This window comes from Streptomyces sp. GESEQ-35, assembly GCF_017948485.1.
Lineage (GTDB): Bacteria > Actinomycetota > Actinomycetes > Streptomycetales > Streptomycetaceae > Streptomyces.
On the sequence record NZ_JAFFSX010000020.1, the window covers coordinates 63,369 to 75,792 of the forward strand.

A 12,424-nucleotide genomic window follows, 5' to 3' on the forward strand; every position below is an offset into this window, starting at 1 on the left:
GTGTCGAAAGAGCAAGTTTTCCTGCTGCCCGATGTCGGCGAGGGCCTTACCGAGGCCGAGATTCTCCAATGGGCAGTGCGGGTGGGCGACTCCGTGGAGATCAACCAGATCCTCGTCGAGGTGGAAACGGCCAAGGCCGCCGTCGAACTGCCTTCCCCGTATGCGGGTGTTGTTGGGACGCTGCACGCGCCGGACGGGGAGACCCTGCCCGTGGGCGAACCCCTCATCACCATCCTCGGTGACGCCAGCGACACTCCCGATGCCACGGATCCTCCGGCCGCATACACGGACATGGCAACGGCCTCCGACCGGGAGGCGCTGCTGGTGGGGTACGGACCGCAGGAGGGCGGTGGTCGCCGCAGACGCCGTCGGCCCGGGGCTCCGCCGTCGCCGACCCCCGTCCAGGCACCGGCCACAGAGCGGACAGCGGCCAAGCCTCCCGTCCGTAAACTCGCCAAGGACCTGGGCGTCGACATCACGACCGTCACACCCACAGGCCCGGTGGGCACCGTCACCCGCGACGATGTGCGTCGGGCAGCGGAGGCCGGGCTCGTGGCGGCGGCAGCTCCGAAGCCCAGGACGCCGGAGCCTGCGGCCGAGACCCGCATCCCGATTCGCGGCGTCCGCAAGCACACCGCGGCCGCCATGGTCGCTTCCGCGTTCACGGCACCGCACGTCACCGAGTTCATGACGGTCGACATCACCGCGACCATGCGGCTTCGGGACACGGTGGCCGCCCGCCGCGAGTTCCGTGAACTGCGCGTCACGCCCCTGCTGTTCCTGGCACGGGCACTCCTGCTGGCCTTGCGCAACACCCCCGAAGCGAACGCCAGTTGGGACGGTTCGACGCAGGAGATCGTGCTCAAGCACTACGTCAACCTGGGCATCGCCGCCGCGACCGGGCGAGGGCTCATCGTCCCCAACATCAAGCACGCCGACCGGATGTCGCTGCGTGAACTCGCCGAAGCACTCGCCGCGCTCACCAGCACGGCCCGCGACGGCAGGACAACGCCCCAGTCGATGATGGACGGGACCATCACCATCACGAACGTCGGCGTGTTCGGTGTGGACACAGGAACGCCGATCCTGAACCCGGGTGAGGCGGCCATCCTGGCCTTGGGCGCCATCCGCCGCACCCCCTGGGTCGTGACCGACGCGTCGGGGACCGAGAAGATCGAGCCCCGGTGGGTCACTCAGCTGGCACTGTCCTTCGACCATCGACTCGTGGACGGCCAACAGGGCTCCCAGCTACTGGCCGACCTGGCCGCCGTCCTGCACGACCCCGGGCTGGCGATGCTCTGAAGCGGCATGAGTGCGCCGGACGCACAGGCTGCGTACGACCGCGTGGCACGTGACCTTGTAGCTCCTGCTGATAGAGGCGCAACCACACGAACGCGTCTGCCGACGCCAGTACTTGCTGCACGGCCCGCAGGCCCAGACGCACCAGTCGCGGTGGGAGGGCAGCGCAGCGAACAGCGCGCCTCCCGGCTGCGGACCGGCAACGCACCCCGCGCCATGGCGACCTGCCGCAACCTCGCCGTCGGCGCCCTGCGGCTGAACGGCGTCAAGAACATCGGCGGCGCCCTCCGCCGCAACGCGCGACACCCGCCGACCCCTCGAACTCTTCGGCCTCGCCTGACCACGAAACGGACGCCCGCTGACTACGCCTAAACCCCGGGACACACGGGGCTACGTGTGCACGGGACACGACTACGCCCGATACACCCGCTGACCTGACATGCGCATTTGGCTGCCACGGAGCTATATCCAGCGCCGTGGTCGTCGTTCGGGCTCATGCCGGCGCCTCCTCCTTGCCCGTGTCCGGCCCGTCCGGCATGGCTCAACGGGCGAGCTGACGCGGTCAGTTGACACCGCGTGAGGCCGGACGGGCGGAGCCGTATGACGGCCTCCACTGCGTTGGGCGTCTGCTGGCGCGCTTGCCGGCCGCCTGTCCCGGGCGTGGCGTGGGTTGTTCAGGGTGAGGAGGCGGGTTACTGAACAACTGGGCGGGCGCTGGAATCGGTGCAGCGGGGCACCAGCCGGCCGGCTCGGGTCCGGGTGCACCAGGGCGCCCGGGGCTCCGACGGCGCAGGAACTTCCCCGCCGTACCGTTTCCGACCCACCGAAAGGGCGATGACGTGAACCGTAACCGTACGGGCCGACAGACAGCCGCCATTCCTGTGACCACCGCCGGCATGCGCCGACGGGCCGCGACGACTGCCGTGACGCTGACCATGGCGGGCACACTCGGGTTCGGCCTGATGACGCCGGTGGCGTCCGCCGCCAACGGGCCCTGCTACGACGGGCGGTGCAAGACCACCGTGTCCGCGCCCAAGACCATCACGGTCAACAGCCGTACGTTCGGCTTCGGGAAGCTGAAGATCACCAGCATCAGCTCCCGGACCGTGAAGATGTCGGCCGCCGGCGGAAGCCTCACCGGCAGCACCAGCCCGGGCGGCACCGTCCAGTTCAACAACCTGAAGATCTGGGTGAAGTCGGTCTCCGGCAGCAAGGCCAAGCTCCAGCTCTTCCCCACGCGGTACTGAGCCTGCCATCGAATCCCGGCGCGGTCGTCCCGCGCCGGGATTCGCCGTTGCCCGGACGGCCAGGCCTCGCCCTCCCCCGCACTTCGAGACGTGGAGTAACCGAGCACGAGAGAAACGGCTGCTGTCCTGACGGTCAGGCGTGCGGGCTGTAGAGGCCGTGAGATCGCCGGTGATGACGGGCGCCTCGTCGGTCATTGCCGCAGCGAGGACGCTTCCCCGTCGGCCGGGCTTCCCGCAGAGTGCCCGTCAGGCGGGGAGCGGTCAGGGACGGCGCACGAGTGTCATCCCTCTCCGGTCCAGCTCCCCCTCACCCCGCCCCGAGTCCACACCAGCAAGCACCAACGGCCCAGCCCCGCCCAGGAGTCCAGCACTCTTCGGCCGCTTGCGCCTCATCGTGGCCGAAGCGTTCGTCCCGGACCAGACGGAGCCTCAGCGCGTACAGACGTACCGCTCGTCCTGAAACGAAGTGGCGTCGGAGCTGCTGCCGCCGTTGCGGATGCTCCATACGTTGTCGTCCTGGCTCGGATCGAAGAAGTCGACGTAGACGGAGAGGTTGTTGCGGTAGGACCCGACGTTGGTGATTCCGAAGTCGAGGAGGTTCCGGCAGTAGCCGTGCCGCTGAGTCATGTAAGCCATGTCGGTAAAGTTGCGGCCCTTGTACAGGCACAGCCATCCGGCACCGCACGGCTCGGCGGCGGATGCTGTCGGGGCGAGTACAACTCCGCCGGCCGTCATGGCGAGCAGCGTGAGCAACAGGGCTGGAAGTCTCAGCTTCCGAACGGGCATCTCCTTGGTTTGTCCTCGCGCCCTTTTTGCGAGACGGGCTATTGAGGGACTGATCAGAGGAAGCCGGGACGTACCGTGGGCCGGAATGTGTGCCGGGGCATCGCGCCGCCCTCGCCGGCGCCGTCCTCGCACCCTCAACGCCCCCTCCCGGGGACACCACGCCCGCGACGCCCGGCCGCGAACAGGCCGCTGCAAGGGCGCAGGCGGACCGTATGTCCCGGGCCGGGCGCACCCCGTGCACGGGAACCCCGTGGGCCGGCCCGTGCGTTTCCCGCAACACAATGTGCAGCTTGCCCACGCCATCCACGGAGGAGCCCGATACACCGTGACCCGCATACTTGTCATCGGCGGCGGGGTCGCCGGTACGACGGCGGCCCTGGCCCTGCACAAGGCCGGCTTCGACGTCTCCGTCTACGAGGCACACCCCGACTCGGCCGAGGACATCGGCGCCTTCCTCACCCTCGCGAGCAACGGCATGCGAGCCCTCGCGCAGATCGACGCCTCCAGCGCGGTCACCGGCACCGGCTTCCCGCTGACCTCGATGCGTGTCCTGGACGGTGCGGGCACCGAGGTCGCGCACAGGCCGCTCGGCGAGTCCGACAACCCCGTGCTCCGCTACCGGTGCCTGCGTCGCGGCGAACTCAACGCCGCGCTACAGGCCGAAGCCGTCCACCGGGGCATCACCATCCGGCACGGCGCCCCGCTCGCGTCCGTCCAGCACGGCACCGACCGCGTCACCGCACACTTCACCGACGGCAGCACGACCACGGGCGACCTGCTCATCGGCGCCGACGGCCTGAACTCCACCGTCCGCCGGACGATCGCCCCGGCCACACAGCCGCGCTACGCGGGCGAGTACGTGCTCTACGGCTACACCACTCACCTCTCTCTGGCCGAGGAGGCCGACGACGAACGCATCACCATGGTGCGCGGCAGCGCGGCCGCCTTCGGCTACGCGGTGTCGCCCGGCGGGCGGACGTACTGGTTCGCACGCGTGGCCGGAAAGCCCCTGGCCACCGATGACATCGCGCACGGCACCCACGGCCAGTGGCGCGACCTGCTGCTGGGGCTACTGCGCGATGACGCCACCCCGGCCGCCGGCATCGTCGCGGCCACCACCGACGACATCCTCGTCACCAACGCCACCGAGATACCGACGGGAGCACCCTGGCGCTCAGGACGGACGCTGGTCATCGGCGACGCCGCCCACGCGGCCTCTCCGGCAACCGGCCAAGGCGCCTCAATGGCCATGGAAGACGCCGTCATTCTTGCCAAAGCCCTGCGCGACACACCCGACACCGACACCGCACTGACCGTCTACGAGACACTCCGCCGCCCGCGCGCGGAACACAACACCAGCGTCAGCGGCAACATCTCCCGCGGCGTGCACACACCCTCCCGCACCGGTAGAACGCCCACGCCGCCGACCGGGGATGACGAACTGGCCCGCCTGCTGGAATGGAACCGGCCCATCGCAACGCCCGAGCCGTGAACGGCAGTTCCCAGGACAGATTCCTGATCAGACGGTGACCCGGCCGGATGACGAATCACGGACGGCCACCCTGCACCTGTTCGAGGTCTTCGCCGTGTCGCGGGCCGGTGGAGCCAGGCGTTTCACGCCCACCCAGGGGCACGTCATCCGCCCGCGGCGTCCTCGGCCTCCCAGCGCAGAAGGTCGCCCGGCTGGCACTTGAGCACCTCGCAGAGAGCGGCGAGCGTCGCGAAGCGAACCGCTTTGGCGCGGCCGTTCTTGAGTACGGCCAGGTTGGCGGGCGTGATCCCGACGCGGTCTGCGAGCTCGCCCACGGACATCTTCCGCCTGGCCAGCATCACGTCGATGTCGACGGCGATCGGCATCAGATCACCTCGTCCAACTCAGCCTGCATCTGCGCCGCTTCGACGTCGCGCGCGACGGCCTGGGCGAGCAGCATCCGCAGCACGAGCACGATGAGCGCGACCCCCAGGATGGCCATGGCAATCCCGCCCATGATGACGGTGACGCCCGGGTCGTCCCGTTGGCCCGGCGCATTGATGACCGTGACCGCGAACCACACGAGGGCAGCCGCCACGATCGCGCCGATCACGCCGTCCACGTACCGAAAGGCGGCGTGGGAGAACACGGTTCCGCGTCGCACCATCGTCACCAGCCGCCATACGCAGACCAGGGCGACCTGGACCGAGACCAAGCCCAGGATCGTGATCACGCGCAGCGGGGTCAGCGGGAGCGACCCGTCCTCCGGATCGCTCCCGCTGGCCAACGCCCACACCATGAATGCCTGTACGAGCACGGTGCCGGCGAGCACCACCACGAGCACGGCGCGCAGCGCACGCACTGTCAGCTTTCCCACAACCCATCCTCCCATCGAGTCACGATGGGAATCTATCGATTTTCGATAGGAGAAGCAAGGGGTGGGAAGCCCTGACCAACGACGGTCCGCCACCACGGCTGGCTGCCGTAAGCCGTGGTCAGCTGGTGGTGGAGGGTTCCGTGGCGTCGGCTTCTCGGGTGGCGGCCCAGGACGCGAGGAGGCGCAGGCCCTCATCGGAGGGTGAGCCGGGTTCGGCGGTGTAGATGGTGAGGGTGAGGCCGGGTTCGGCGGCCATCTCCAGGCCCTCGAAGGCGAGGGTGAGTTCGCCGACGGCCTGGTGGTGGAAGCGTTTGGTGCCGGTGCCGTGGTGGCGGACGTTGTGGGCGCCCCAGCGGGTGCGGAACTCGTCACTGCGGGTGGACAGTTCACCAACGAGGTCGTGGAGTTCCTTGTCGTGGGGATTGCGGCCGGCCTCGGTACGCAGGATGGCGACGGTGACGTCGGCGGCCTGGTCCCAGTCGGGGTAGAAGCGGCGGGAGGCAGGGTCGAGGAAGTTGAAGCGGGCGAGGTTCGCCTGGTTGAGGGGCGCGGCGTAGACGTCGGCGTTGAAGGCGCGGGCGAGCTGGTTGGTGGCGAGGAGGTCCAGGCGGCCGTTGCGGACGAATGCCGGGCCGGCGGTGATGGCGTCCAGCGTCCATTGCAGGCTGCGGTGGGGCGTCCACTGCCGGGTGGCGCGGCGTCGGGAGCGGGTGAGGGCGTCCGAGCCGTCGGCGGCCTGCGCCAGGTGGAGGAGGTGGGCGCGTTCGGCGTCGTCGAGCTGGAGGGCGCGGGCGACGGCTTCGAGGACGGCCGGAGAGACGCCGGCGAGGTTGCCGCGTTCGAGCTTGGCGTAGTACTCGACGCTCATGTCGGCGAGGGCGGCGACCTCGCTCCGGCGCAGGCCGGGCACGCGCCGTCGGCTGCCGGACGGCAGCCCCGCCTGCTCCGGGGTGATCTTTGCTCGGCGCGAGGTCAGGAACTCGCGGATCTCTTCACGGTTGTCCACGTCTCGACGGTAAGGCCGAGAGCCCCGAAGAGGGGTGTACCGCCGGTACACCCCTCACTGGTGCCTCGCTGTCCGCGCGAATAGGCGGTTACCTGGATGAAGAGGCATCCAGGTAGTTGCCCCAGCGGCAGCTCGCGGTATGCCCGAGCCCGGCCACGGAGGAGCGGAACGCTTCCCCTTCCGGGCAGGCAACGGCATCCGGCGCCATCCGGTACCACCGCGTACCGGGGCGCCTCAGCAAGTAAGGAATCCCCTCATGCGCGGCGCAATGATCCACGCCCCCGGCGACATCCGCTTCGAAACCCTGGAGGATCCGAAGATCCTCCACCCGACCGACGCGATCATCCGTACGGCCGTCACCTGCGTGTGCGGCTCCGACCTGTGGCCCTACCGCGGCCTGGAACCGACGGATGAGCCACATCCGATGGGGCACGAGTACGTCGGCTTCGTGGAGGAGGTCGGCTCCGCGGTCACGTCGGTCAAGCGGGGCCAGTTCGTCATCGGCTCCTTCGCCACCTCCGACAACACCTGCCCGAACTGCCGAAACGGCTTCCAGTCCAACTGCCTGCACCGCGAGTTCATGAGCACCTGCCAGGCGGACTACGTGCGCATCCCCAACGCGCAGGGCACTCTGATCGCCACCGACGAGATCCCTGATGAGCGGTTCTGGCCCGGGCTGCTGGCCGTCTCCGACGTCATGGGCACCGGCTGGTGGGCCGCCGACGCCGCCGAGGTGAAGCCCGGATCCACAGCCGTCGTGGTCGGCGACGGCGCCGTCGGCCTTTGCGCGGTGATCGCCGCGAAGGAGATCGGCGCCGAGCGGATCATCGCGATGAGCCGCCACGAGCCCCGGCAGAAGCTGGCCCGCGAGTTCGGCGCGACCAACATCATCACCGAGCGCGGCAAGGAGGGAGTGGCCCGGATCAAGGAGCTGACCGGCGGCATCGGCGCCGACAGCGTCCTGGAGTGCGTCGGTACCGCCCAGGCCATGCAGCAGGCCCTGCACTCCGCCCGGCCCGGCGGGAACGTCGGCTTCGTCGGCGTCCCCCACGAGGTCGCCGTCGACGGCCAGGAGCTGTTCTTCTCCCACGTCGGCCTGCGCGGCGGTCCCGCCCCCGTACGCCGCTACCTGCCCGACCTGATCGACCGCGTCCTGTCCGGCGCCATCGACCCGGGCAAGGTCTTCGACCTCACCCTCCCCCTGGACCAGGTCGCCGAGGGCTACAAGGCCATGGACGAGCGCCGCGCCATCAAGGCCCTCCTCACGCCCTGACCCAGCCCTCACCGCACACGGGACCGGCACCACACCGCGCGCCCCCGGTGCGCTCCCGCGAAAGACTCGTCATGACCACATTCGCTCTCATCGGGGCCGGCCCAGGCCTGGGTCTGGCCACCGCCCGCCGCTTCGGGAAGGCGGGGCACAGCGTCGCGCTCATCGCGCGCAACCCCGGCCGTCTCGACCAGCTCAAGAAGATCACCGACGAGCACGGCGCCTGACACGGACACGGCCCTCCCCGATACCGCCAAGGAACTGCAATGGAACACATCACCGAGACCCCCACGATCAAGGCCCCGGCCGAACGCTTCACCGGCGACGTCTACCTCAACATGATCGACGTACCCACCGAACCCGCCCGCCTCGCCTCCGCCCTGGTCCGCTTCACCCCCGGCGCACGCACCAACTGGCACTCCCACGCCAACGGCCAGACCCTCTACATCACCGACGGCGTGGGCCTGGTCGGCACCCGCGACGGCAACGTCGTACGCGTCGGCACCGGCCAGACCATCAAGTGCCCGACCGGTGAGGAGCATTGGCACGGAGCCACCGACACCACCCTCATGGCACACATCGCCATGGTCGTCGGCGACGGTACCGGTGACGGCACCACTTGGCTCGAACCCGTCACCGACGCGCAGTACGCCAACGCCCTGAACAACAACAGCTGACACCCAACACCTGCCCGATCCTGAACGACAGCGAGTCCGCATCCGCCGACCGCGCCCAAATCCACCGAACGCCGCCTGAGCCGTCTCTCCCCGTCCCGCGCAAAGGAGTTCCACGATGCACACGCGCACCCTCGGCCAGGGTCTTCAGGTCTCGGCGATCGGCCTGGGCTGCATGGGCATGTCCCAGAGCTACGGCCCCAATCCCGGAGACCGCGGCGACATGATCGGCGTGCTCCGCGCCGCCGTCGATCGCGGCATCACCTTCTTCGACACCGCCGAGGTCTACGGCCCCTACGCCAATGAGGAACTGGTGGGCGAGGCGCTGGCTCCCGTACGCGACCAGGTTGTGATCGCGACCAAGTTCGGCTGGCGCATCGAGAACGGTACGTCGGTCGGCCTCGACAGCCGTCCCGAACAGATCAGACGCGTCGCGGACGCCTCACTGCGCCGCCTGCGCACGGACACGATCGACCTCTTCTACCAGCACCGGGTCGATCCGGACGTGCCGATCGAGGATGTCGCGGGCGCGGTCGCGGAGCTCGTGAGGGCAGGCAAGGTACGGCACTTCGGCCTCTCCGAGGCGGGCGCGGCGACGATCCGCAGGGCGCACGCCGTGCACCCCGTCAGCGCCGTCCAGAGCGAGTACTCCCTGTGGACTCGCGACCCCGAGCCCGAGGTGCTGCCCACACTCACCGAACTCGGCATCGGATTCGTGCCGTTCAGCCCGCTCGGCAAGGGCTTCCTCACCGGCACCGTCGACACCACGACCGCGTTCGCCAAGGGTGACATCCGTACGACCATCCCGCGGTTCGACGAGGACAACCTCGCCGCAAACCGGGCCCTGGTGGACCACGTCGCCGCGCTCGCCCATACCCGCGGCGCCACCCCGGGGCAGGTCGCCCTGGCCTGGCTGCTCGCCCAGCAGCCCTGGATCGCGCCGATCCCCGGGACCCGCCGGGTCGAGCGCCTGACGGAGAACGCGGGCGCCGCGCAGGTCGCCCTGTCCGCCGACGACATCGCGGACCTCGACGCCACAGCGGCCCGCATCGGCGTGCACGGCAACCGCTACAACGAGATGCACATGGGCCTAGTGGGCAAGTGAGACGACCGCCTCCACTCGAACATTCCGCGCGGGCCCCTGAGACCGAGAAGCGCAAAACCAGTGTTCAGAGGCGTGTCTGATGACGCGACCGACGAGACCCTACAGCCAAGCTGTAGGGTCTCAAATTTCGTGTCCCGAAATCGACGCAGCGCTGATACGTGCAGGTCACACCTGTACCTCGTTCCCCTTGAAACGCCGAACGCCTGCAAGATCAAGCGGCCGCGCCGGGAACAGCCGGTAAGGCCTGCACGGTTGCATCGACCGAGGGACCGGCGCCGCACGGGCGGGGAACACGGAGACCGCAAGGTCGTCCGCCCCACCAGGATCCGGGCCCCAAGGTCGCGGTACGCCCGCCGCGCACTCGGACCAAGACATATTTCTGCAGGAGGACTGTTTCATGACTGACCGGCCCTTGACGCTCATGGCAGTACACGCCCACCCCGACGACGAGGCCACCGGAACCGGAGGGGTCCTCGCGCGGTACGCGGCGGAAGGCATCCGCACGGTTCTCGTGACGTGTACCGACGGCGGTTGCGGTGACGGACCGGGGGGTGTCAAGCCGGGCGATCCCGGGCACGATCCGGCGGCCGTCGCCTTGATGCGCCGTCAAGAACTCGAGGCGAGCTGCGAGGTCCTGAAGGTCAGCGATCTGGAGATGCTGGACTATGCCGACTCCGGGATGATGGGCTGGCCGAGCAACGACGCCCCCGGGTCCTTCTGGCAGACCCCCGTGGAGGAAGGCGCCGCCCGGCTTGCGGAACTCATGCGGCACTACCGACCCGATGTGGTCGTCACCTACGACGAGAACGGCTTCTACGGCCACCCCGACCACATCCAGGCCCACCGCATCACCATGGCGGCGCTGGAGATGACCGAGCTGACACCGAAGGTTTACTGGACGACGATGCCCCGCTCGGGGATGCAGCGGTTCGGCGAGATCATGCGCGAGTTTCATCCGGACATGCCGGAGCCGGATCCTGCCGAGGCCGCCGCGATGGCCGAGATCGGCCTCCCCGACGATGAGATCACCACGTGGGTGGACACCACCGCATTCAGCGGTCAGAAGTTCGATGCGCTGGCCGCACACGCCAGTCAGGGCGAGAACATCTTCTTCCTCAAGATGGGCAAGGAGAGGTTCGGCGAGTTGATGGGCATGGAGACCTTCGTACGTGTCAAGGACGCCACCGGCACGGCCGCACCCGAGAACGATCTCTTCGCCGGACTGCGCTGATCCGCCCGTCAGACCGGGGCCCGCCGAGGAAGCCATACGAAGCTGAGGCTCCGAGGACCGACACGCCCTGAGGAAGTCGGCCCTCGGGGCAGCAGCTCGGGTTGCGTTCGAGACGGTGCCCCAGTCCGGCGTTTCGCGTCCTATCGTGGGCAGCGGGCACGGGGTGGGTCTGGCGGGGCGCAGGCTGAGCCTCACGCCGGTGACGCACCGCCGTCCCTGGCGCACGCGCTCCGGTCATGGATTTCGACGCCGTCCCAGCTCCCCCACAGGTCGAAGTAGACGATCGCGTCGAGGATTGAGTAACGGAACGGGTTGGCTGCACCCTCCAGGCCCGATCAGCTGTCGTGGTGCCCGTTGTCGTGGTGACCGCTGTCGTGGAAGCCATCCGGGCCACCACCGTCAGACACACCTCCCTGTGAAACCGCAGGGGTCCTGTGCGAGTCCCAGGGCATGGGAGCGGCCAAGGCACCTGGGCCGAGGACGCTGCAGGCTGCTGTGACCAGGAATACGGCGGCAACTGAACGCTTGCGCGAACGCATCTGCTCTCCTTCGTGGACTGGATGAATGACAAGCCGCGTGAGATCGGCGGTGGTAACGCGGGTCGACGGTGGTCTCCGTCGACGTGTGAGGGCGGCTGACGGTACAAGCGGGCACGACGGGCAGCGACAGCGAGGTGGCAGCCGCGATCCAGATGCCATCAGGGCCCAACCGGCCGGCTTCGCCCGGCCCTTGGCGGGGCCGAGAAGGCTGGTGCTCCCTCGGTGTCGCGGTCCCGTTGTCCCTACGGTGTGGCGTGAACGTGGGCAGGAACCTTGCGTAAACCTTGCTTCCCTGGTCAGCGCGGGTCGGGTCGTGAAGCTCGCGGGGCGGCGCCCCGGTGCGCGGATGGTGCAGAGCGACGGCGGGGGAAGGGCCTGACGGAGTTCCCGCTGTTGGGCACGGCCGAGATACGGGGCGCGGACGGCACCCACGCAGGTCCGCAGCTGTGGCGCGATCCGGGCGGCTACCTGCTGGACGTGCCGACCGGCCAAAGAGATGTGCACCGGTTCCGTGTCGACGAACATGCAATTCCCAACCGGCTTGACGTATTCCGATATGGGAATACGATGGCTGTCATGGCACGAGCAGCGACGACGTCGGACGTCTTCAACGCGATCGCCGAGCCGCAGCGCCGGGACATCCTGGCGTTGCTGCGGGCGGGTGAGCGGCCGGTGACCGACCTGGCCCAGGAGCTGGGGATGAGTCAGCCGGGGGCGTCCAAGCACCTGCGGGTGCTCCGGGAGGTGGGGCTGGTGCGGGTCCGCGGGGCGGGCAAGCAGCGCCTCTACGGCCTGGACGCCCGAGGGCTGCGGCCGGTCCACGAGTGGGTCGGCGGATTCGAGCGGTTCTGGAACGAGAGTTTCGACCGGCTGGACACCTACGTGCAGGACCTCAAGCAGACACGCCAGGAGGAGTGAC

General features: G+C 69.1%; 14 protein-coding genes. 10 read left to right on the plus strand and 4 right to left on the minus strand.

What is annotated here, in order from left to right:
- From KCH87_RS31710 to KCH87_RS31720, 3 genes are all read left to right on the plus strand, one after another.
- On the plus strand, nucleotides 1-1,302 hold the full coding sequence (locus KCH87_RS31710; RefSeq protein WP_210590229.1) for a dihydrolipoamide acetyltransferase family protein: 1,302 nt from the start codon (nucleotides 1-3) through the stop codon (nucleotides 1,300-1,302).
- Nucleotides 1,303-1,452: 150 nt separating this feature from the next.
- Nucleotides 1,453-1,671: a hypothetical protein gene (locus KCH87_RS49425; protein ID WP_247197120.1), complete on the plus strand. Its 219-nt coding sequence runs from the start codon at nucleotides 1,453-1,455 to the stop codon at nucleotides 1,669-1,671.
- 524 nt (nucleotides 1,672-2,195) lie between these two features.
- Entirely contained in the window at nucleotides 2,196-2,546 is a 351-nt protein-coding gene (locus KCH87_RS31720; protein WP_210590233.1) for a hypothetical protein, read from the plus strand.
- Nucleotides 2,547-2,975: 429 nt separating this feature from the next.
- Here the strand turns inward: KCH87_RS31720 and KCH87_RS31725 are convergent, their stop codons facing one another.
- On the minus strand, nucleotides 2,976-3,332 hold the full coding sequence (locus KCH87_RS31725; RefSeq protein ID WP_210590236.1) for a peptidase inhibitor family I36 protein: 357 nt from the start codon (nucleotides 3,330-3,332) through the stop codon (nucleotides 2,976-2,978).
- A gap of 325 nt (nucleotides 3,333-3,657) precedes the next feature.
- Between KCH87_RS31725 and KCH87_RS31730 the strand changes: the two genes are divergently transcribed.
- Nucleotides 3,658-4,824, plus strand: coding sequence for an NAD(P)/FAD-dependent oxidoreductase (locus KCH87_RS31730; protein WP_210590239.1), 1,167 nt, complete (start codon nucleotides 3,658-3,660; stop codon nucleotides 4,822-4,824).
- Nucleotides 4,825-4,967: 143 nt separating this feature from the next.
- Here the strand turns inward: KCH87_RS31730 and KCH87_RS31735 are convergent, their stop codons facing one another.
- The 3 genes from KCH87_RS31735 to KCH87_RS31745 all read right to left on the minus strand — a co-directional run bounded on the left by KCH87_RS31735 (nucleotide 4,968) and on the right by KCH87_RS31745 (nucleotide 6,686).
- Complete coding sequence (locus tag KCH87_RS31735) at nucleotides 4,968-5,189, minus strand: helix-turn-helix transcriptional regulator (RefSeq protein WP_010981499.1); 222 nt, start codon at nucleotides 5,187-5,189, stop codon at nucleotides 4,968-4,970.
- Complete coding sequence (locus tag KCH87_RS31740) at nucleotides 5,189-5,680, minus strand: DUF2975 domain-containing protein (protein WP_210590242.1); 492 nt, start codon at nucleotides 5,678-5,680, stop codon at nucleotides 5,189-5,191. The genes KCH87_RS31735 and KCH87_RS31740 overlap by 1 nt, the downstream gene beginning before the upstream one ends.
- 118 nt (nucleotides 5,681-5,798) lie before the next feature.
- Entirely contained in the window at nucleotides 5,799-6,686 is an 888-nt protein-coding gene (locus KCH87_RS31745; RefSeq protein WP_210590244.1) for a helix-turn-helix transcriptional regulator, read from the minus strand.
- Between the two features lie 256 nt (nucleotides 6,687-6,942).
- Between KCH87_RS31745 and KCH87_RS31750 the strand changes: the two genes are divergently transcribed.
- From KCH87_RS31750 to KCH87_RS31775, 6 genes are all read left to right on the plus strand, one after another.
- Entirely contained in the window at nucleotides 6,943-7,959 is a 1,017-nt protein-coding gene (locus tag KCH87_RS31750) for a zinc-dependent alcohol dehydrogenase family protein (protein WP_210590247.1), read from the plus strand.
- Between the two features lie 71 nt (nucleotides 7,960-8,030).
- The gene (locus KCH87_RS31755) at nucleotides 8,031-8,183 is read left to right on the plus strand and encodes an SDR family NAD(P)-dependent oxidoreductase (RefSeq protein ID WP_282613024.1); all 153 of its coding nucleotides are present in this window, start codon (nucleotides 8,031-8,033) and stop codon (nucleotides 8,181-8,183) included.
- Between the two features lie 39 nt (nucleotides 8,184-8,222).
- Nucleotides 8,223-8,633, plus strand: a complete 411-nt coding sequence (locus KCH87_RS31760) for a cupin domain-containing protein (RefSeq protein ID WP_210590250.1) — start codon at nucleotides 8,223-8,225, stop codon at nucleotides 8,631-8,633.
- Between the two features lie 115 nt (nucleotides 8,634-8,748).
- A complete protein-coding gene (locus KCH87_RS31765; RefSeq protein WP_210590252.1) occupies nucleotides 8,749-9,735 on the plus strand; it encodes an aldo/keto reductase in 987 nt (328 codons plus the stop codon).
- A gap of 397 nt (nucleotides 9,736-10,132) precedes the next feature.
- Complete coding sequence (locus KCH87_RS31770; protein WP_210590255.1) at nucleotides 10,133-10,966, plus strand: PIG-L family deacetylase; 834 nt, start codon at nucleotides 10,133-10,135, stop codon at nucleotides 10,964-10,966.
- A gap of 1,115 nt (nucleotides 10,967-12,081) precedes the next feature.
- On the plus strand, nucleotides 12,082-12,423 hold the full coding sequence (locus tag KCH87_RS31775) for a helix-turn-helix transcriptional regulator (protein ID WP_210590259.1): 342 nt from the start codon (nucleotides 12,082-12,084) through the stop codon (nucleotides 12,421-12,423).
- Nucleotide 12,424 lies beyond the last annotated feature (1 nt).